21 protein-coding genes are annotated in these 18739 nt (G+C 63.3%); 11 read left to right on the top strand and 10 right to left on the bottom strand.

The genetic code is table 11. The annotated features are described in order from the left end of the window. Positions 1-88: 88 nt before the first annotated feature. From ACFVSJ_RS21905 to ACFVSJ_RS21930, 6 genes are all read left to right on the top strand, one after another. Positions 89-1102 (top strand): hydroxyacid dehydrogenase, encoded by a 1014-nt coding sequence (locus ACFVSJ_RS21905; protein ID WP_387439213.1) that lies wholly within the window; start codon positions 89-91, stop codon positions 1100-1102. Between the two features lie 61 nt (positions 1103-1163). Beyond that, positions 1164-2444 (top strand): ABC transporter substrate-binding protein, encoded by a 1281-nt coding sequence (locus ACFVSJ_RS21910; RefSeq protein WP_387439214.1) that lies wholly within the window; start codon positions 1164-1166, stop codon positions 2442-2444. A 9-nt stretch (positions 2445-2453) separates the two neighbouring features. Next, the gene (locus ACFVSJ_RS21915; protein ID WP_387439215.1) at positions 2454-3383 is read left to right on the top strand and encodes a carbohydrate ABC transporter permease; all 930 of its coding nucleotides are present in this window, start codon (positions 2454-2456) and stop codon (positions 3381-3383) included. After that, positions 3383-4315: a carbohydrate ABC transporter permease gene (locus ACFVSJ_RS21920; RefSeq protein ID WP_387439216.1), complete on the top strand. Its 933-nt coding sequence runs from the start codon at positions 3383-3385 to the stop codon at positions 4313-4315. The genes ACFVSJ_RS21915 and ACFVSJ_RS21920 overlap by 1 nt, the downstream gene beginning before the upstream one ends. Positions 4316-4320: 5 nt before the next feature. Then, a complete protein-coding gene (locus ACFVSJ_RS21925) occupies positions 4321-5019 on the top strand; it encodes a DUF624 domain-containing protein (RefSeq protein WP_387439217.1) in 699 nt (232 codons plus the stop codon). 8 nt (positions 5020-5027) lie between these two features. Beyond that, positions 5028-6761 (top strand): beta-galactosidase family protein, encoded by a 1734-nt coding sequence (locus tag ACFVSJ_RS21930; protein ID WP_387439218.1) that lies wholly within the window; start codon positions 5028-5030, stop codon positions 6759-6761. 108 nt (positions 6762-6869) lie between these two features. On the opposite strand, the gene ACFVSJ_RS21935 is transcribed toward ACFVSJ_RS21930, so the two are convergent. Then, positions 6870-7214 carry a hypothetical protein gene (locus ACFVSJ_RS21935; protein WP_387439219.1) on the bottom strand — a complete coding sequence of 115 codons (345 nt, stop codon included), beginning with the start codon at positions 7212-7214 and terminating at the stop codon, positions 6870-6872. 120 nt (positions 7215-7334) lie between these two features. Here ACFVSJ_RS21935 and ACFVSJ_RS21940 point away from each other — a divergent pair, with 120 nt between their 5' ends. Both ACFVSJ_RS21940 and ACFVSJ_RS21945 read left to right on the top strand, forming a co-directional pair. Next, a complete protein-coding gene (locus ACFVSJ_RS21940; RefSeq protein ID WP_387439220.1) occupies positions 7335-7985 on the top strand; it encodes a hypothetical protein in 651 nt (216 codons plus the stop codon). 81 nt (positions 7986-8066) lie between these two features. Next, on the top strand, positions 8067-8552 hold the full coding sequence (locus ACFVSJ_RS21945; protein ID WP_387439221.1) for a hypothetical protein: 486 nt from the start codon (positions 8067-8069) through the stop codon (positions 8550-8552). A gap of 1 nt (position 8553) precedes the next feature. Here the strand turns inward: ACFVSJ_RS21945 and ACFVSJ_RS21950 are convergent, their stop codons facing one another. Then, positions 8554-8862 (bottom strand): DUF3040 domain-containing protein, encoded by a 309-nt coding sequence (locus ACFVSJ_RS21950; protein ID WP_387439222.1) that lies wholly within the window; start codon positions 8860-8862, stop codon positions 8554-8556. A gap of 207 nt (positions 8863-9069) precedes the next feature. Here ACFVSJ_RS21950 and ACFVSJ_RS21955 point away from each other — a divergent pair, with 207 nt between their 5' ends. Continuing rightward, entirely contained in the window at positions 9070-9468 is a 399-nt protein-coding gene (locus ACFVSJ_RS21955; RefSeq protein ID WP_387439223.1) for a hypothetical protein, read from the top strand. A gap of 10 nt (positions 9469-9478) precedes the next feature. Here ACFVSJ_RS21955 and ACFVSJ_RS21960 read toward each other — a convergent pair whose 3' ends face one another. The 4 genes from ACFVSJ_RS21960 to dnaK all read right to left on the bottom strand — a co-directional run bounded on the left by ACFVSJ_RS21960 (position 9479) and on the right by dnaK (position 13491). Continuing rightward, complete coding sequence (locus ACFVSJ_RS21960; RefSeq protein WP_387439224.1) at positions 9479-9910, bottom strand: heat shock protein transcriptional repressor HspR; 432 nt, start codon at positions 9908-9910, stop codon at positions 9479-9481. Between the two features lie 10 nt (positions 9911-9920). Then, positions 9921-10898 carry a DnaJ C-terminal domain-containing protein gene (locus ACFVSJ_RS21965; RefSeq protein ID WP_387439226.1) on the bottom strand — a complete coding sequence of 326 codons (978 nt, stop codon included), beginning with the start codon at positions 10896-10898 and terminating at the stop codon, positions 9921-9923. Positions 10899-10987: 89 nt separating this feature from the next. Then, complete coding sequence (locus ACFVSJ_RS21970; protein ID WP_387439227.1) at positions 10988-11626, bottom strand: nucleotide exchange factor GrpE; 639 nt, start codon at positions 11624-11626, stop codon at positions 10988-10990. A gap of 2 nt (positions 11627-11628) precedes the next feature. Then, a complete protein-coding gene (dnaK, locus tag ACFVSJ_RS21975) occupies positions 11629-13491 on the bottom strand; it encodes a molecular chaperone DnaK (protein ID WP_387439228.1) in 1863 nt (620 codons plus the stop codon). A gap of 294 nt (positions 13492-13785) precedes the next feature. Here dnaK and ACFVSJ_RS21980 point away from each other — a divergent pair, with 294 nt between their 5' ends. Beyond that, the gene (locus ACFVSJ_RS21980) at positions 13786-14163 is read left to right on the top strand and encodes a hypothetical protein (protein WP_387439230.1); all 378 of its coding nucleotides are present in this window, start codon (positions 13786-13788) and stop codon (positions 14161-14163) included. Here the strand turns inward: ACFVSJ_RS21980 and ACFVSJ_RS21985 are convergent. The 3 genes from ACFVSJ_RS21985 to ACFVSJ_RS21995 are packed head-to-tail and all read right to left on the bottom strand — an operon-like array spanning position 14144 to position 16581. Next, positions 14144-15055, bottom strand: coding sequence for a DUF817 domain-containing protein (locus ACFVSJ_RS21985; protein ID WP_387439231.1), 912 nt, complete (start codon positions 15053-15055; stop codon positions 14144-14146). The genes ACFVSJ_RS21980 and ACFVSJ_RS21985 overlap by 20 nt on opposite strands. Then, positions 15048-15845 carry an oxygenase MpaB family protein gene (locus tag ACFVSJ_RS21990; RefSeq protein ID WP_387439232.1) on the bottom strand — a complete coding sequence of 266 codons (798 nt, stop codon included), beginning with the start codon at positions 15843-15845 and terminating at the stop codon, positions 15048-15050. Before ACFVSJ_RS21990 ends, ACFVSJ_RS21985 begins: the two co-directional genes overlap by 8 nt. A gap of 22 nt (positions 15846-15867) precedes the next feature. Then, positions 15868-16581, bottom strand: a complete 714-nt coding sequence (locus ACFVSJ_RS21995; protein WP_387439233.1) for a TetR/AcrR family transcriptional regulator — start codon at positions 16579-16581, stop codon at positions 15868-15870. Between the two features lie 136 nt (positions 16582-16717). Here ACFVSJ_RS21995 and ACFVSJ_RS22000 point away from each other — a divergent pair, with 136 nt between their 5' ends. Then, a complete protein-coding gene (locus ACFVSJ_RS22000; RefSeq protein WP_387439234.1) occupies positions 16718-17650 on the top strand; it encodes an NAD-dependent epimerase/dehydratase family protein in 933 nt (310 codons plus the stop codon). 30 nt (positions 17651-17680) lie between these two features. Here ACFVSJ_RS22000 and ACFVSJ_RS22005 read toward each other — a convergent pair whose 3' ends face one another. After that, a complete protein-coding gene (locus tag ACFVSJ_RS22005; RefSeq protein ID WP_387439236.1) occupies positions 17681-18700 on the bottom strand; it encodes an Abi family protein in 1020 nt (339 codons plus the stop codon). Positions 18701-18739 lie beyond the last annotated feature (39 nt).

Below are 18739 nucleotides of genomic sequence, written 5' to 3' on the forward strand. Positions count from 1 at the left end.
CATGAGTATGTACTGATTATTAGATGTGATGCAACACATAAATAACCGGTCGAACAGGCCGGCCGAAAATCGAAGGGAGGGTCCCTGAATGTCGCTCAAGCCCCAGGCACTGCTGGTCATGAATAGCGGAACCTTCGCTGACCAGTTCGATTCCGCACGACTGGAGCGGCTGGCGGAAATGGTGGATCTCGGCGGGCAGCTGTGGACGGATTCCTTGGATGCACCCGAACTCGCGGGTCGTCTGGAAGAGGTGGAAATCCTCCTCACAAGTTGGGGTGTACCCCGCCTGAACGCCGAGCGCCTGGAACGCATGCCCAAGCTCAGGGCAGTCTTCCACTGTGCAGGGACAGTTCGCAGCTTCGTGAGCGAGGCGCTGTGGGACCGTGGCATCACCGTCACCAACGGAGCTGACGCCAACGCAATCCCGGTGGCGGAGTTCACATTCGCTTCGATCGTGCTCGCGGGCAAGAAAGCACACGTTCTTTCCAACGATGCCCGCACGTTCCGGGACGACTGGGATTACGTCACGGCCCGGGGCGAACTCGGCAACATCGGCCGCGTGGTGGGAATCATTGGCTTCTCCCGCATCGGCCGCCGCGTGGTCAACCTCGTCCAGCAACTCCAGGACGTAACGTGCCTGGTCAGCGATCCCCACGCCGATGCGTTGGAAGTCGCAGAGGCAGGCGGAACCTTGGTGACGTTGGACGAACTGCTGCGGAAGTCCGACGTCGTGAGCCTCCATGCGCCGGCCCTGCCGGAAACGCGCAACATGATCGGCACCCGCGAACTGCAATCCATGAAGGACAACGCCACCCTCATCAACACGGCCCGCGGTTCACTGGTGGACACGGCAGCGCTGGAAACCGAATGCAGCACAGGTCGAATCACCGCCCTGCTGGACGTCACCGAACCCGAACCGCTCCCCGCCGGCTCGATCCTGTATGACCTGCCCAACGTGATCATCACCCCGCACATCGCCGGCTCCCTCGGAACCGAAACCCGGAGGATGTCCGACGCCGCCCTGGACGACCTTGAACGGTACCTCGCCGGCAAGGACCTTCTGGCCCAAGTGGTACACGCGGACCTGGGCCTGAGCGCCTAAGTCCACGGAAGCAAACCGCCGCAAGTGCGGCAGACTTAAACCCAGTACTAAGGAGAACGCAATGAAGCGCACAACCCTCGCCGCGATCGCCCTCGCGGTGACCGCAGGGCTTGGACTCGCCGGCTGCTCAGGCGCAGCGGGCCCCGCCGACCAACCGGCGGCAAACGGGAAAACCAAACTGACCGTCTCCGTCTGGAACTACGAGGGAACCCCGGAGTTCAAGGCACTGTTCGACGGCTACGAGGCGGCCAACCCGAACATCGACATTGAACCCGTGGACATCCTTGCCGACGATTACCCCCAGAAGGTCACCACCATGCTGGCCGGCGGGGACACCACGGACGTCCTCACCATGAAGAACGTCATCGACTACTCCCGCTATGCCAGCAACGGCCAGCTGCAGGAGATCGGCAACGTAGTGGACAAGGTGGGCAAGGACAAGCTCGCGGGCATCGACGCCTTCGATGTCAACGGCAAGTACTACGCCGCCCCCTACCGACAGGACTTCTGGCTCCTTTACTACAACAAGGACCTGTTCAAGGCGGCAGGCGTGGAGGATCCCCAGGACCTGACCTGGGACGAGTACACGGCCTTGGCCAAGAAACTCACCACCGAGGCCAACGGCAAGAAGGTCTACGGCACGTACCACCACATCTGGCGCTCGGTAGTGGAGGCCATCTCCGCGGCCCAGAACGGCAAGGACCAGAACAGCGGCGACTACGGCTACTTCGAGGACCAGTACAACACCGCCCTGGACCTGCAGAAGAGCGGCGCAACCCTGGACTTCGGCACTGCCAAGAGCCAGAAGACCAGCTACCGCACCATGTTCGAAACCGGCCAGGCCGCCATGATGCCCATGGGCACCTGGTATGTCGCAGGCATCCTGCAGGCCAAGAAGGACGGCAAGACCAACGTCAACTGGGGCTTGGCTCCCATGCCGCAGAAGAACGACGACGGCAAGGTCACCACGTTCGGTTCACCCACGGCTTTCGCCGTGAACAAGAACGCAGTGCACTCCGACGAGGCTAAAAAGTTCATCGAATGGGCCGCCGGTGAAGAAGGCGCCAAGGCCATCTCCAAGATCGGAGTGGTCCCTGCCCTGCAGAACGACGCCGTGAAGGACGCGTACTTCAAACTTGACGGCATGCCCACGGACGAACTCTCCAAGAAGGCCTTCACCCCGGACACCACCGCCTTGGAAATGCCGGTCAGTGACAAGTCCGCAGCGACGGACAAGGTCCTCAACCAGGAGCACGAGCTCATCATGGTGGGCGAGCGCTCCGTCACGGATGGAATTGCTGAAATGGGCAAGCGCGTCAAAAGCGAAGTCCTCGGCCAGTAAGGCTCCTCAATGAGTGCAGAAACAATCTCCAAGCCCGTTGCCCCGGCTGTTGCCGGCCGGGGCAACAGGAAGCAGGCCAGGCGCAACACCCTGATCGGTTGGACGTTCATCCTCCCGAACTTCATTGGCTTCCTGGCCTTCACCCTGATTCCCGTCCTCGCGGCCTTCGCCCTTTCCTTCATGGAATGGACGTCGTTCAGTGCCCCCAAATGGGTGGGTCTGGCGAACTTCCAACGGATGTTCGCCTCCGACTCCTTCTGGATCGCCCTCCGCAATACTGTGGTCTACGCGCTGGGACACGTCCCGCTGACCATGGCCCTGGCGCTGATTTTGGCGATGCTGCTGAACCGGAAGCTCAAGGGCATCGGCTTCTTCCGGGTAGCCATCTTCTTCCCCTACATCACCTCCCTGGTGGCTGTCGCCGTCGTCTGGAACATGTTGTTCAGCCCGGACAACGGCCCCATCAACCAGTTCCTCCACGCAGTCGGCATCGCCGATGCGCCGGGCTGGACCTCCAGCTCAGACTGGGCCCTGCCTGCAGTAATCATCACCAGCGTGTGGCGGGACATGGGCTACTACATGGTGCTGTACTTGGCCGGACTCCAGGCCATCCCGACTGAACTCTACGAAGCCGCGGAAGTTGACGGAGCCAGCGCGTGGCAGCGCTTCTGGAACGTCACCATCCCATCCCTGCGGCCCACCACATTCTTTGTGGTGGTGATGCTGACCGTATCCAGCTTCAAGGTGTTCGACCTGATCGTGGTCATGACCAACGGTGGCCCGGGACGATCCACCACGGTCCTCTCCCAGCTCATCTACCAGGAGGGCATCGGCGAAGGTAAGTTCGGGTACTCCTCGGCCATTTCACTGGTCCTGTTCATCATCGTGCTGACGGTTACCGTCCTGCAGTTCAAGATCCAACAGCGGAGGGAACGCTGATGACCAACATGGCCGAAGATCTCAAGGCCGAGGCACAGTTCGCCGGGTCGGGCCTGGCACCCGCCGCGGAAGACCGCCGTCGGACTGTCCGCAAGCGGTCCCCGCGCGAACAGAAGAAGCGGACCACCAACGTGGTCATCTACGGCGTCCTCGTGGTGCTGGTGGTGGCGCTCATGGTGCCGTTCATCTGGATGATCTCCTCCTCGCTGAAGGAGAACAACCAGGTCCTCTCGGTTCCCATCCAGTGGATCCCCACCGAGTTTGTGTGGAGCAATTACACGGACATCTGGACCCGCATCCCCATGATGGGCTACCTGCAGAACTCGCTGTACCTTGCCGTGATCATCACGTGCCTCCAGGTGCTCACGGGCTCGCTGGCCGCCTACGGGTTCTCGAAGGTCCGTTTCCCGGGCCGCGACGTGCTGTTCCTGGCCTACATCGGCACCATCGCCGTCCCGTGGCAGGCCTACATGGTGCCGCAGTACATCATGATGCAGCAGCTGGGACTGACCAACAGCTTCAATGCGTTGATCCTCCTGCAGGCGTTCGGCGCGTTCGGGGTGTTCCTGATGCGCCAGTACTACATGACCATCCCGGACGAACTCTGCGAAGCCGCCCGCATCGACGGCCTCAGCGAGTACGGGATTTGGGCCCGCGTGATCCTGCCGTTGTCCAAGCCGGCGCTGGCCAGCCTGGCCTTGCTCACGTTCGTGAACACGTGGAACGACTACATGGGTCCGTTCATCTATCTCACGTCCAACCGCCTCTGGACTGTCCAGCTGGGCCTGCGATCCTTCGTGGGCCAGTTCGACGCCGAGTATGCCATGATCATGACCGGCTCGGTGATTTCCGTGATCCCGATCCTGATCATCTTCCTGATCGGCCAGCGCTATTTCATCCAGGGCATCGCGACCAGCGGAATGAAGGGATGAGTGCTGTGGGATCGCCGCGGAAGCGACGCTGGACAGGGCCGGGTTTCGAAACCTTCGGCAGCATCTTCGGTTTCGTCTACACCTTCCTGGCCGGGAACGTCCTCCTCGCGGTGGCCAACGCGCCGCTGGTGCTCTGCCTCGCTTTGGTGGCAGACCCGGCGGCGGGCTGGTCGTTCTTCCTTGCACTCTCGGTCACCATTGCGCCATCGCTCGCCGGCGTCTTCGCGGCCTTCCGGTCCCTGAACGACGACGGCGGCGCGGTCACGCCGTTTGCCGCCTTCCTTTCCGGGTACAAACGCAGTTTCACGAAGGTCGCACCGCTCGGCCTGGGTGCCGTGGCCCTGCTGCTGTTCCTCGGCGTGGACCTGGTCATCATCCAGTCCCTTCCGGGCGCCGCGCTGTTGGTGCCGCTCATTGTCGTAGTAGCCGCCGTGACGGTGAGCCTGACCGTGACGGCGATTGCCGGCGTCGTACTTCTGCCCGAGGCGAGGCTGAAAAGCGTCCTCAAGGCCGCACTGTTCCTGGTGGTGCAGCGCTGGTACCTGAGCCTGGCGATGCTGGTGCTCCTGGGCATCATCGTGTCCGCGGCCGTCTTGCAGCCTGTCCTGGGCATCGCGCTCGCGCCGGCGCCGCTGCTCTTCGTGATCTGGAGCAACGCCTCGTACGCATTCCACTCCGTGCTCCGCACCCCCCTGGCTTCCTGAGGACCTACGTGTACACCTTCGCAATCGGCGATCGGGACTTCCTCCTGGACGACGAACCTTTCCGCATTCTCTCCGGTGCCATCCACTACTTCCGGGTACACCCGGACCTGTGGGCGGACCGGATCCACAAGGCACGGCTCATGGGGCTCAACACCATCGAGACCTACGTGCCGTGGAATGAACACGCCCCTCATCGTGGTTCTTTTGTTGCCGATGGCGGGTTGGACCTCGGCCGGTTCCTGGACCTGGTGGCGGCCGAGGGCATGCGTGCCATCGTCCGGCCCGGCCCCTACATTTGCGCCGAGTGGGACAACGGCGGACTGCCCGCGTGGCTGTTCACGGACCCCTCCGTTGGTGTCCGGAGCAGCGAGCCCGGGTACCTCGCAGCCGTGACCGGCTTCCTGGAGTCGGTGTTGGCCCTCGTGGAGCCGCGGCAGATCACACGCGGCGGGCCGGTGATCCTGCTGCAGATCGAGAACGAGTACGGCGCCTACGGGAAGGACAAGGCGTACCTGCAGCACTTGGTTGATGTGGCGAAGCGTTCCGGTGTGGACGTTCCCCTGTTCACCTGCGACCAGCCGTTCGGGACGATGATCGAGGACGGATCACTGCCGGAGCTGCACAAGACCGGGACGTTTGGCTCGCGTTCTGTTGAGCGGCTCGCCTTTCTGCGGGAACGCCAGCCCACCGGGCCCCTGATGTGCGCCGAGTTCTGGAACGGCTGGTTCGACAACTGGGGCACCCACCACCACACCACCGACGCCGGTGCTGCCGCCGCCGAACTTGATGCGCTGCTTGCCGCGGGGGCGTCGGTGAACGTCTATATGTTCCACGGCGGCACCAACTTCGGATTCACCAACGGGGCGAATGACAAAGGCATCTACGAGCCGACCATCACGTCGTACGATTACGATGCTCCGCTGTCCGAAGACGGTCATCCGACGGAGAAGTATTTTGCGTTCCGGGATGTCATTGCGAAGCATTTCCCAGTGCCTACGGAAGTCCCTGCCGGGCGGCCTTCGCTGGAGGCCTCCGTGGTCACGATGGACCGTACGGCTCCCCTGACCCCGGTTGCGTTGTTAGCTGTGGCCGGTCCTGTTCCGCCGGTCGAAGTCACCGGCCAGTACCGCGGGCTCTACACGTACGAGGTTTCACTGGAACACGGAGGAGTGCTGACGTTCGCCGGGATCCGTGACCGGGCGCAGTTCTTCCTCAATGACATTCCCCTTGGTGTGTTGAGCCGCGAACTGGGCGAACGCTCCGTGGTGATTCCTGGCGGCGGCCGGCTAAGGGTGCTGCTCGAGGACCAGGGGCGGGTGAACTACGGCCAGCGGATCGGCGAAGCAAAGGGGCTGATTGGACCTGCCTTGTTGGATGGCAGCGAGGTGCTTGATTGGGAGATCGGCGCCATGGACCTGGCATCCCTGGACGGGTTCCGCGCTGCCGCTGTGCCCTTGGATGGCCCAGCTGTTGCGGGCCCGTCCATCTCCTTCGGCACTTTTGAGGCTGACGGTCCTGGCGACCGTTTCCTCCGCCTCGACGGATGGACCAAGGGCAACGCGTTCATCAACGGCTTCAACCTGGGCCGCTACTGGAGCCGCGGACCCCAACGGACCCTCTACGTCCCCGGCCCACTGATCCGGGAAGGTGCCAACGAGCTCGCCATCCTGGAACTGCACGGAAGCGCGACGCGCGAGGTAAGTTTCGCCGTCGGACCTGACCTTGGCCCCACCGAAAAGTAAAACGCTCTCTCACCAAACGCCCCCTTCAGCCGATCGCTCTCTCACTTGAAGAGAGAGCGATCGCGTTTAAGGGGTGTTAGGTGAGAGAGCGTCCGAAGGGGGTGGGTGCTACTGGGCGCCGCGGCAGAGCTGGCCGTACTTGCTGCCGGCTTCCTGGAAGGACTTGGTGAGGTCCCCGAGCTTGGCCTCATCCGGGTTTTCCTTGGCTTGTTCGTCGAGGTAGTCCAAGACGGAGGTCACTACAGGCTTCATATCGTCGGAGGCCACGCCCTCAAGGGGACGGATGGCGTTGGCCACTCGGTTGGCTGCCGTCTTGTTCGTGTCCTGGCCGAGTCCTGATACGGCGGCCGTCATTCTGTCGCAGGTCTGTGCCGTGGTCAGCTGCGGTGCTGAACAAGCGGAAGCCGAGGCAAGCAGCCCGGCAGCGATCAGGACGGTGGTGAGTTTCTTCATGATTCCCTCAATGGTCGGCGTCCCTTCGATTGTAAAGGGCGTTTCAGGCAGCCAGTTGCACGGTTGGTGCGACGTGACACGATGCCTGACCATGCTTCGCGCTGGCCTAGGCTGGGGGACATGGCGATCATCCACAAAGCAACCCTGTCCCCCACCAAGCTTGAACTCATCGCTGAATACCTGCCCACGCAGCCGTGGTTCATCCAGGACGGCGAACCGGAGCTCATCGGTGCCTACCGCTTTGATGACCCTGCCGGCGAGGTGGGCATCGAAACCCACGTAGTTGCCGCAGGCGAACGCGTCTACCAGGTTCCCCTGAGCTACCGAGGACACGAACTCGGTGGCGCCAACGAGTGGCTCATCGGCACCATGGACCACTCGGTCCTGGGTAAGCGGTGGGTCTACGACGCCTGCGGAGACCCCGTCTACGTCAAGGCCCTCGCCACCGCGATCCTCACCGGCCAGCCCGAAGCAGCCCTGCTGGTTGACGGCGAGTCCGAACCGCGCCCCAGCACCGTGACCGTCAAAGGCAGTGGAAAGCTCGATGGCGACCTGCCCGCGTTGAGCGCTTCGGCGCCGGTATCGGGCAGCGGCGTCACGATCATCGATGCGGGAGCGCTGCGGTTGAAGGTTAACCGCGTTGTGGACCCCGCCGCCGATGCTTCCGCCAACACCGCTGCCGCGCCGGAGCTGCACGCCGAACTCGCCCTGCATGGCTCGTGGGCAGGTTTGGACAACCCCGTGGAGCTGGCCTCGGTGGTCCGCAACTGAGGCTTGCCGTCCGACCTGTTCGTGACAGTGGGCGGGGCGTAGGCTGGCACACGGGGCCATCTACTCCGTGAGGGGTTCATCGTGTACACAGCCAAGTCAATTGTTCCCGCAGTCCAGGACCTCGCCGCTGAGTGGGTTAAGCATGCGGCGGAGGGTACGGCTGCCCAAACTGACGCAGTGGTGGACTGGGCGCTGGCCCGGATCAACCACGCCGACGTGCCCTCCGTGGTGCACGGCGTGATGATGACGCTGACCGGGAACCGCAAGACCGCCAAGCGGGCCAGGCGTGCGGCCGAGACGGCAGTGAAGCGGGCAACCCGGGCCCTCCGGCGCAGCAAGCCCGGAAGCAGGTCCGGTGGGGCTGGCTGGGTGGCTTTGATCGCGGCGGTCGGCCTATGCGTTGGAGCCGCCCTGGCGTGGCGGATGATGGTGCCGCAGGATGAGCCAGCTCCTGTTCCCGCAGGCTCCGCTTCGGGTGGCTCCGTCCGTCCGGGCCCGGCCTCGCCGGACCAGGACGCCACGAACATGGACAAAGTTCCCTTCAACCCTGTTCCGCCGGTGGAGTGAACTAGATACCCTGGGCTGGCCCGTTGTCATTTCGGCGGGCGCGCCTCCTGAGCACCAATCTGCCCAGGAGCAGATACGCGCCGCCACCGGCAATGAGGAACCCAGCCACGCCCACAATGAGGATCTGGGTGATGATTCCCGTGATGACCAGCGCGAAGCCGGCAAGGACGGCCAAACCACCCAAGACTATGCGGGCCCCCGTGCCCCGCAGTCGACCGGACCTGAGCTGAAGGTCCAAGTCCGGGTCAGTTGCAGCGAGGCCACGCTCCAACTCCTCGAGGCTCCTGCGCTCTTCATCGGACAACGACACCGGAATCCATCCCCATTCAACGCCACCGGCGCTTACATTCCACCCTGAAGCACGTGCCCTGCTTGCCGTGCCATGCCTTTATTATCTGTCGATTCCGGGGCGCTAGCCACAGGCCCGCCCTTCCGTCACCGCGACACTGTGACAAGCTAGGGAAGGGACTCCCCACAGCATGACGTACGGACAACCAACTGGAAGGCGATTCTTCCCATGGCACGACGATCTGCAAAAATCCCGAACAGGCCGACTCTGAAACCGTCGCCACGACGCGGCCGCACGGCTTGGCTGGTCGTCATGGGACTGCTCGCGGGCATTGCCGGCGGCGCCTTCGCCTGGCGCATGTTTGCCCCGGAAGGAGAACCTGAAAAGCGACCGTTGCCGGCGGATGATGCCCAGCCGCAGGACCTGGTGGTCCCGACTGAGCCGGTGGAAATCTCTACCCGCATGCGGCCGGGCGAATGGACCGAAGAGTCCCTCTTGGAGCACATCGAGGACTACAAGCAGCAGATCCGGGACATGGGCGCGTCCGAATCCCAGATCATCACTGAGGTTGAACGCACGGAAGAGGGCGCAGCAAAGGTAGTGGTCAGGTGGGACAGGTCGGCCTAGTTTCTGGCCGCTAGCGCTGGCCCTCTCCCGGCCGCGGTCGCCATACGACGACGGCTTGGGACCGGGCGCGCGGGCGCTGGCCACGGGCAAGGCTCACGACGTCGCCGGCTGCCCCCGCCGCGAAGATCCGAGCGTCCACGGGCGCACGGCGTCGCGAAAGTTCCTCAGTGAGTTCAGCCACTCGGTATTGGAGCGCCGCCACCTGGTTCTCAAGGTCCAGGATGCGCTTGATGCCTTCCAGGGAGACGCCCGACTGCGAGAGGCGCTGCACTTCCCGCAGCTTGTCCACATCGTTCTGCGAATATCGGCGGGACTTTCCCGGAGCACGGCTGGGCGAGACGATGCCCAGGCGGTCGTACTGGCGCAACGTCTGCGGATGCATGTCGGCAAGCTCCGCAGCGACGGAGATGACGAAGATCGGCTGGTTGACGTCGATGGCCATGACCATCTCCTTACAACCGGGCCTTCGCGGCCAGGTCGCGACGCGGGTTGGCGTCGGAGGTGGCAGCAGCAAATGCCTTCACGGCCTCCTCCGCTTCCTTGCTCAGGTTTTGGGGAACCGCGACGTCGATGGTCACCAGCAGGTCGCCGGTCGCCTTGGACGTCTTCACGCCCCGGCCCTTCACACGCAAAGTGCGGCCTGCGGGTGTGCCCGCCGGTACGCGCAACTTGACCGTATCGCCGTCGAGCGTTGGTACTTCAATCGTGGCGCCGAGCGCTGCCTCGTCGAACGTGACAGGCACGTGGATGCGGATGTTGTCGCCGTCGCGCTGGAAGAAATCGTGGGGCTTCACGCTCACCGTGATGATGAGGTCGCCGTTGCCTGCCGGGCCAACGTTGCCTTTGCCGCGCTGACGGACCTTCTGGCCGTCCTTGATGCCGGCGGGAATCTTCACGTCGATCACGTTGCCGTTGCTCTCGCGCAGGCTCACCGTGGTGCCCTTGATGGAACCGGCGAAAGAGATGGACGTGGTGGCCGTGCGGTCCGAACCCTTCTGCGGGGCCCGCTGGAAGCCGGTCTGGCCGCCACCACCGAATCCGCCACCGAACAGGTCGGCGAACTCCGGCGGGATCCCACCGCCCTGCGGCTGGCGTGCACCTGCTCCGCCGCCGAAGAGGCCACCAAACAGGTCCTCGAACCCACCGTTGGCCCCAGCGCCGCCACGGCCACCGGCGCCCGGAGCGAACCGGGCACCGCCCATGGCGCGGATGGCGTCGTACTGCTGCCGGTCCTCGGGGCTCGACAACACCGAGTAAGCCTCGGAGATGTCCTTGAACTTCTTCTCCGCGGCTGCATCCCCCGCATTGGTATCAGGGTGATACTGCCGGGCGAGCTTGCGGTAAGCCTTCTTGATATCCGCGTCGGAGGCGTCCTTGGCGACACCAAGGATCGCGTAAAAATCCTTTTCAACCCAGTCCTGGCTGGCCAAGAGCGTTTCCTTTCGTTGTGGGAACGAGATGGCAGTTCATGACAATGTTTCACTCAAACACTGTCACGAACTGCCATCTCGAAGGGGTACTAAGCGGGAACCGCGACGATCACTTGGGCTGCCCGCAGGACACGCTCGCCTGAGCGGTATCCGGAGCGCAGCACCTGGCTGACCGTGTCAACCTCGATGTCCTCGCCAGGCTGCTGGATGAGTGCCTCGTGGATGGTGGGGTCGAATTCGACGCCCGTTTCCGCGATGCGTTCCAGCCCGTACGTCTTCAGCGCGTTCTCCAGCTTGGTGGCGATGGCGGCGAAGGGGCCGTCTTCGAGGTCACCGTGCTGGCGTGCGGCGTCGACGTCGTCCAGCACCGGGAGCAGGGAGTTCAGGACGCCGATGACGGCCATCTCCCCCGCTACGGCGCGGTCGCGTTCGACGCGCTTGCGGTAGTTGACGTACTCAGCCTGCAGGCGAAGGAGGTCGTTGCGGAGCTCCGCTGCCTGGGCTTCTGCCGCGGCACCGGGGGCTACCGACTCTTCAGCCGGAACCTCTACGCCGTTGAGGATTTCCTCAGCCTGGGAGAGGGCGTCGCCGTCGGTGGGAGCGCCAGCTTCGCCTTCAGGGTGGCGGGCCGCACCGGTCTCCGGGTCAACCTTGCGGTTGTCCCGGATCACCGGCTTGCGCTGCTCGTTGCCTTCAGAGTGCTCTGCTTCGTTGCCGTGATGAGGCATGGTTACTTCTTCGCTTCGTCTTCGTCGATGATTTCGGCGTCGACGATGTCCTCGTCAGCTGCCTTGTCACCGGCCGGAGCACCTTCAGCGCCGGCGCCGGGGGCGTCAGCTGCTGCAGCCTGCGAGTAGATTGCCTCGCCGAGCTTGGTCTGGGAAGCCTGGAGCTTCTCGAACGCCGTCTTCACGGCTGCGTCGTCGGTGCCCTCCAGCGCGGACTTGAGGGAGTCGACGTCGGCCTTGACCTCGGTCTTGACCTCTTCAGGCAGCTTGTCCTCGTTTTCGGCGATGAGCTTCTCCACCGAGTAGGCGAGCTGCTCGGCAGAGTTACGGGTGTCCGTAGCTTCGCGGCGTGCCTTGTCCTCTGCAGCGTGCTCTTCGGCTTCACGGACCATGCGGTCGATGTCGTCCTTGGACAGTGCCGTGCCACCGGTGATGGTCATGGACTGTTCCTTGCCGGTGCCCTTGTCCTTCGCGGACACGTGGACAATGCCGTTGGCGTCGATGTCGAAGGTGACCTCGACCTGCGGGACGCCACGCGGTGCCGGGGCGATGCCGGTCAGTTCGAACGTGCCCAGCGGCTTGTTGTCGCGGGTGAATTCACGTTCGCCCTGGAAGACCTGGATGGCCACGGACGGCTGGTTGTCGTCAGCGGTGGTGAAGGTCTCTGAACGCTTGGTGGGGATAGCGGTGTTGCGCTCGATGAGGTGCGTCATGACGCCACCCTTGGTTTCAATGCCGAGCGAGAGCGGCGTGACGTCGATGAGGAGGACGTCCTTGCGCTCACCCTTCAGGACACCGGCCTGGAGCGCGGCACCAACGGCCACAACTTCGTCCGGGTTGACGCCCTTGTTGGGCTCCTTGCCGCCGGCGAGTTCCTTGACGAGCTCGGAAACAGCAGGCATACGGGTGGAGCCACCGACGAGGACGATGTGGTCGATGTCCGAAACCTTGATGCCGGCTTCAGCGATGACGTCGTGGAACGGCTTCTTGGTGCGGTCCAGCAGGTCCTTGGTGAGGTCCTGGAACTTGGCACGGGTCAGCTGCTCGTCCAGGTGGACCGGGCCGTCGGGGGTGACGGACAGGTACTGGAGGGAGATGTTGGTGCTGGTGGAGGAGGACAGTTCCTTCTTGGCCTGCTCAGCAGCTTCGCGGAGGCGCTGGAGGGCGATCTTGTCCTTGGAGAGGTCGATGCCCTTGACCTTGAGCTGGCTCAGGAGCCACTCGACAACGCGGTTGTCCCAGTCGTCGCCACCGAGGCGGTTGTCACCGGCGGTTGCGCGGACCTGGATGGTGGAGAAGTTGTCTTCGTCCTTGCCAACTTCGAGGAGGGAAACGTCGAAGGTACCGCCACCGAGGTCGAAGACCAGGATGAGTTCGTCTTCCTTGCCCTTGTCCAGGCCGTATGCCAGTGCAGCCGCGGTGGGCTCGTTGACAATGCGGAGGACGTTGAGGCCAGCGATTTCGCCGGCTTCCTTGGTGGACTGGCGCTCGGCGTCGTTGAAGTAGGCCGGAACGGTGATCACAGCGTCGGTGACCTTTTCGCCCAAGTAGCTCTCGGCGTCGTTCTTAAGCTTCATGAGGATGCGCGCGGAGATTTCCTGCGGCGTGTACTTCTTGTCATCGATGGCGACGGTCCAGTCAGTGCCCATGTGGCGCTTGACGGAGGCAATGGTGCGGTCGATGTTGTTGACGGCCTGGCGCTTGGCGATCTCGCCGACCAGGACTTCGCCGGACTTGGAGAACGCGACGACGGACGGCGTGGTGCGGCCGCCTTCTGCGTTGGCGATGACGGTGGGCTCGCCACCTTCAAGAACAGAGACCACGGAGTTGGTGGTTCCGAGGTCGATACCTACTGCACGTGACATATCTTGTTTCCTTTCAATGACCGATGTTGAAGATTGCACCCGGACAGCACTCCGCTGAAGCGGTTTGCTTGGTCGGGGACCCACTCAACAATCGGCTAGTTGAGCGTTCTGCACTCAACTGTACTCAGCGTCGGAAAGATGTCAATCCAAACTTGAGTCGAGTGCGCTCAACTTTGAATTCTGGCGGCCCGGAAACCCCGGAATCACGCGGGACACAGGGCTGGTTTCGCTCAGCGTGAACTGGCAGACTGACCTTCACATGCACTCGGATCGGCTCGATTCCATGGAGGCGCCGTGCTCGCGAGACATCCGTTCGTCGTCGTTGCCGTGGCGCTGGCCGTCGCGTGGTACTTCCTGGTTGGCGCCGTTGACCGCGGGCTTCTTGTGAGGCAGTCATCCATATCAATGCCTTGTCTTGACGAGTACCTTCCATCCGGCACCATCTACACGCCCGAGGGCAGCCCGTCACTGCCGTCCGGAGACTACCGGTTCTTCCCGCTCGGAGTCGACTGCACGTTCCGTATGACCAACGGCACGACACAAAATTCATTCCACCCCCACTATCCGCAGCTTGTCCTGGGACTGTTTCCACTCGCCTCAGTTGCGGGATTTGTCACGACGCGGGCAATCGTGATGCGCAAACGGGCGCGATTTACTCCGACCGGGTGGTGACGCCCGCATCCGCGCGAGCTTGCGCGTCGTCCGGGGTTTCGACGGCGTCAAGCGGCTCCGGTTTGTACACCCACGCCACCAGCACCACCGAGATAATCATCAGCAGGAACCACGCCAGCAGTTTGTCGATCGAGACCGCCTGCCATCCGTTCAGCTGGTTCGGATACAGCCATGCGCGCGACCATGTGCCGATGTTTTCCGCGAACCAAATGAACAGGGCCACCAGCAGGAAGGACACCAGAATGGGCATCCGGAACCGCTTGCGGAACACCCGGAAGTGCATCACGCACCGTCCGTAGACAATCACGACGGCGGCAAGCAGCACCCAGCGCGCGTCGTAGATGAAGTGGTGCGAGAAGAAATTGATGTAGATCGCAGCCGCCACGATGGCCGTGATCCAACGACGCGGGTACCGGTCGAAGCGGAGGTCAAAAAGTCGGAACACCCGTACCATGTAGGAGCCAACGGCCGCGTACATGAAGCCACTGAACAACGGAACCGCCCCGATCCGGAGGACTCCCTCGGCTTCGTAGGCCCATGAACCAACGTCCGTCTTGAACAGCTCCATGACCGTCCCCACAACGTGGAACAGCACAATCACGCGTAGCTCACGCAGCGTTTCGAGGCGAAACACGACCATCAGCACCTGGATCACGACCGCCGAAATGGTCAGGAAGTCGTTGCTCGCCAGGCCGGCGTCGGCGGGGTACCAAAGGCGGGCGCAGATGATCACCCCCAGCAGCAGCGCACCGAACACGCACGCCCACGCCTGCTTCAGGCCGAAAACCACGAACTCCGTGAGCCTGCCTCGGAAGCGACCGCCTCGGGAGCGATCCAGGTACGAATGCGCGAGCCGATCGATCCGCTCCTCAACCGGCGTCGAATTACGCATTTTCCACCTTGCGCTCCCGCGCGGGTGCCAGCGTTCCCAAGCAGTAGTCCTTGGGCCAGTGCCTGATCCGCTGCGGCAGGCGCGGGTAGAGGACCGAAAGTACCCGCATGGTCCGGTCAAACCGCCTGGCAGCGGCTGGCTCCCATGAGAAGCCGAAGCCTTCGCGGAGATGATCGGGCAAGAGGCCCACCGTCAGCAACCGGGCAAGGGGCATGGCCAAACGCATCAACGCAGGACCACGCACCGGATACAGCAGATCCCGGGCGATCCTGCGGGCCTTCTCATCCGGCCGCAGCAGGTCCATTTGCCCCTGCCAATACTCGGCAAAGGCGGCACGATCGGCCGGCCACATCTCCGCCGGAAGCTGCAGGGCTGTCCCGATCCGCGCATAGTCCCGGTACATGCGGTCGGCGGTCTCGTCGTCGAGCGTTCCGTGAACTTGCTCGTAAACCGTCACAGCGGTGTCGTAGAGGGTTGCGACCACCCACAATTGCGAGGATGCGTCGAAGGCGTTGTAACCCTTGGAGGTGCCGTCGCCGCTCCGCCTGACGGGCGCGTGGGCGCGGTTGACCGCCCGGCGGACGGCTATGAGCTGCTCCTCGGTCCCGTACACGACGGCGTACACGTAGGTCAGGGTCGCCCGCAGCCGGTCCTGTGGCCGGTCTACGAAATTGCTGTGCTCCGCGACGCCGTGACCTACCCTCGGGTCGGCGATCTGAAGCAAAATGGCACGCCCGGCTCCCGCGAGCAAAACGCCCTCCGCGCCAATGTCAGCCAGTCCACGAGCCATCCGAATACTCTACTTCCGCCCCTTACAAGCCCGCGACTGCCTGCAGCACGGACAGCTGATGCTCAAAGAGCTCATCGCGGGCAGCAAAGGTGTCCGGGCCGTATTGCCCAAACACCTCGAAGCTCACGGCCCCGAACAGCGAAGTCCAGGCCAGCACGCCCCGCGCGAGCGACGCATCCGGCGCCGCGAGACCCATCTCCGCCCGGATATCCGCCAGGTCTTTCGCCAGCGCCGGAGGAATAACGACGGCGGGACCCACCTCCGCGGTCAAGGCACCGGCGCGGTAGGCCGCGTCGAAAATCCCGACAAGGCGGACGATGACGCGCGTGCCCGGAATAGTCGTGCGCTCCCCCGGCGCCTGGTAGCCGGGCACGGGGCTGCCAAACAGGAGCGCGTAGCTCGCTGGCTCACGCAATGCCCACGATCGGACGGCTTTGCCGAGGGCGTGGAACTGGGCGGCGAATTCGGTGGCCGGAACGGCGTCAACGGCTCCATCCACCTCATCACCCAGCTCGTTGTAGGCGTCGATAAGGAGCAGGGTGAGGAGGTCGTCACGGTTTTCGACGTACCTGTACACGGCGGAGGAAACGACGCCGAGATCCCGCGCCACAGCCCTGAGCGAAAGCGCTGCCGCCCCATGGACCGCCAAGTGCTCACGCCCCAAGCGAACAATGTCGGCAATGGTCTGGGTGCGGGCGCGCTCTCGAGGTGTCGGCGGCTTGGCGTTCTCAGGCATGTGAACAGCTTGCCACAAAAGAGAGCAGCAGAAACAAACAAGAGCACCGCTCTTGACTTGCGTGCATCTCGGGGTTCATTCTGGATTCGAGAGAGCACTGCTCTCGCAAATTCTTCCGAAAAGAAATGAGCACACCATGTACGTCGTCACCGGAGCAGGACCCGTCGGCTGGACTGTCGCCGAACAACTCGCAGAGCAAGGGCATGAGGTACGTGTGCTGACACGCTCAGGCAGCGGACCCGATCATCCTTTGGTGCAACGGATGCGGGTCGATGCCTCCGACGCCGGGCAATTGACTGAGGCGGTGCAAGGAGCCGAGGCCGTGTTCCATTGCATTCACGGGTCCAAATACCGGGCCAAGGAGTGGGCGGCCGAACTCCCCCAAGCCGAGCGCGTGGTGATGGACGCAGCGGCGGCCGCGGGCACCGTCGTCGTATTTCCTGAAAGCCTGTACTCGTACAGCGAACCGGACCGCGTCATGACGGAGGCCGGCCCTCGGGAGGCGACGGGCGGCAAGCGGGCCGTCCGGACGCAACTGCTCAAGGCGCGTGACGCGCACGCGGCGAACACGGTGAGCGTGGTGGCTGGCGACTTTTTCGGACCACGCGTAAAGATGGCCCACGGCGGGGAGCGGGTGGTGCTGCCCGTCCTCGCGGGAAAGCCGCTTCAGGTGATCGGGAGCGCGGGGCAGCCCCACTCCTTCACGTACGTCCCTGATCTGGCCGCAGCCATGATCGCCGCGGCGCAGGACCCCCAGCTGTGGAACCGCGTTCTCCACGCGCCCACCGGCCCGGCCGTAACGCAACGCGAACTGGCTGCAGCTTTTGCGGAGGCGGCCGGCGTGAAAGCACCAAAAGTGAGTGCCATTCCGGGATGGGTCTTGCGGGCGCTGGGCGTCTTTTCGGTGGACATGCGCGAGTTGGCGGAAATGCTGTACCAGTTCGAGCAGCCCTTCGTCATGGATTCGAGCCACAGCCAGCAACTCCTGGGCCTCGAGCCGACTCCCTTGCCCGCGGCTGCGGCAGCGACCGTGGCGTGGTGGCGTTCCACCCGCCGGACAATGGCATGAATTCCATACTGACCGCCACACGCCATGCAACTATTGCCATAGGTCCAGCTTTAGCCAATCCAGAGGGAATCCCATGCTTGCCTCCGGAGAAAGGAGCGCGGAGCCATCCGGAGCTCGGACGGTGATATCGAACTTCTTGACTTGCGTCTTGAAGCTTAGATGCCAATTGGTCCCAGCGGTGTGGGATCGGAGCATGAACGCCAGGACGGCTGCGTAGATATAGAGTCTCTGATGCCCTTTGGGTGTAGCCGTAAAGCCCGGCTCATTGAGATGCGCCAAGAGGACTCCGTCAGTGTCGTGGGCGCCGATGGAAATTGCTCTCTTGAAGGAACGGTTGAATAGCCTGGCACCATGCGCACAAACGTTTCGGAAATCGACCATCGTGCGGATCACCGCTCCGAACCGCCGGGGGTGGGCAAACCCAAACATGCGGGCCACGGCACGGGCGTCCGGTGTCTGCATCAACTCGAAAAGATAGGGCAAGCTTCCGAAGCTTAGTACCTCAGTGACGGCCCAGATCGGCACAGGCTGACGCGGGTACTTCAACACATGGTGCTTGATGAAATCCTCGTCTTCCGCAGCCGCCCGCACCGCATCCTGCCACGTCGTGGTCCATGCATCGAACTTCGTGTGCTGCCCCCTTGGTTGATCGCAGCTATGTTCGTCCAAGAACTCTCTCGACGCATGGGCGGCGATATCCTTCGCAGCAAGAGTATGGGCGATCGCCGCCCGCAGACGGACTTCGAAGTCCAAAAGGCCGTCCTGACAGACCCGTAGCAGCCGGGAGTCGAACGCCTCCAGAGCCATGACATCACCAATGCCCGCACCACTTACATAGTCATCCGAGCGGTACTGGTGCAGCTTCGAATCGACCTCCTGTGGTGGCAGGAACTCTCGGAAGACATACCGGTACGCGCCGGAGCGAAAGTAGCCAACACGAGTGAGGAAAGTAAGCGCGGCCGCTCGATCAGGAACCGCAAGACCACGGTCTTCAAGCTGCCGAAGCAGCTCTTCGCGCTCTTTGAATTCCTTCGTGTACTCCAAACCCACCACAAGTCCTTGTTAACGAAAATTGCCCCCTTGAGCCGC

Source organism: Paenarthrobacter sp. NPDC058040 (assembly GCF_042885775.1).
Lineage (GTDB): Bacteria > Actinomycetota > Actinomycetes > Actinomycetales > Micrococcaceae > Arthrobacter.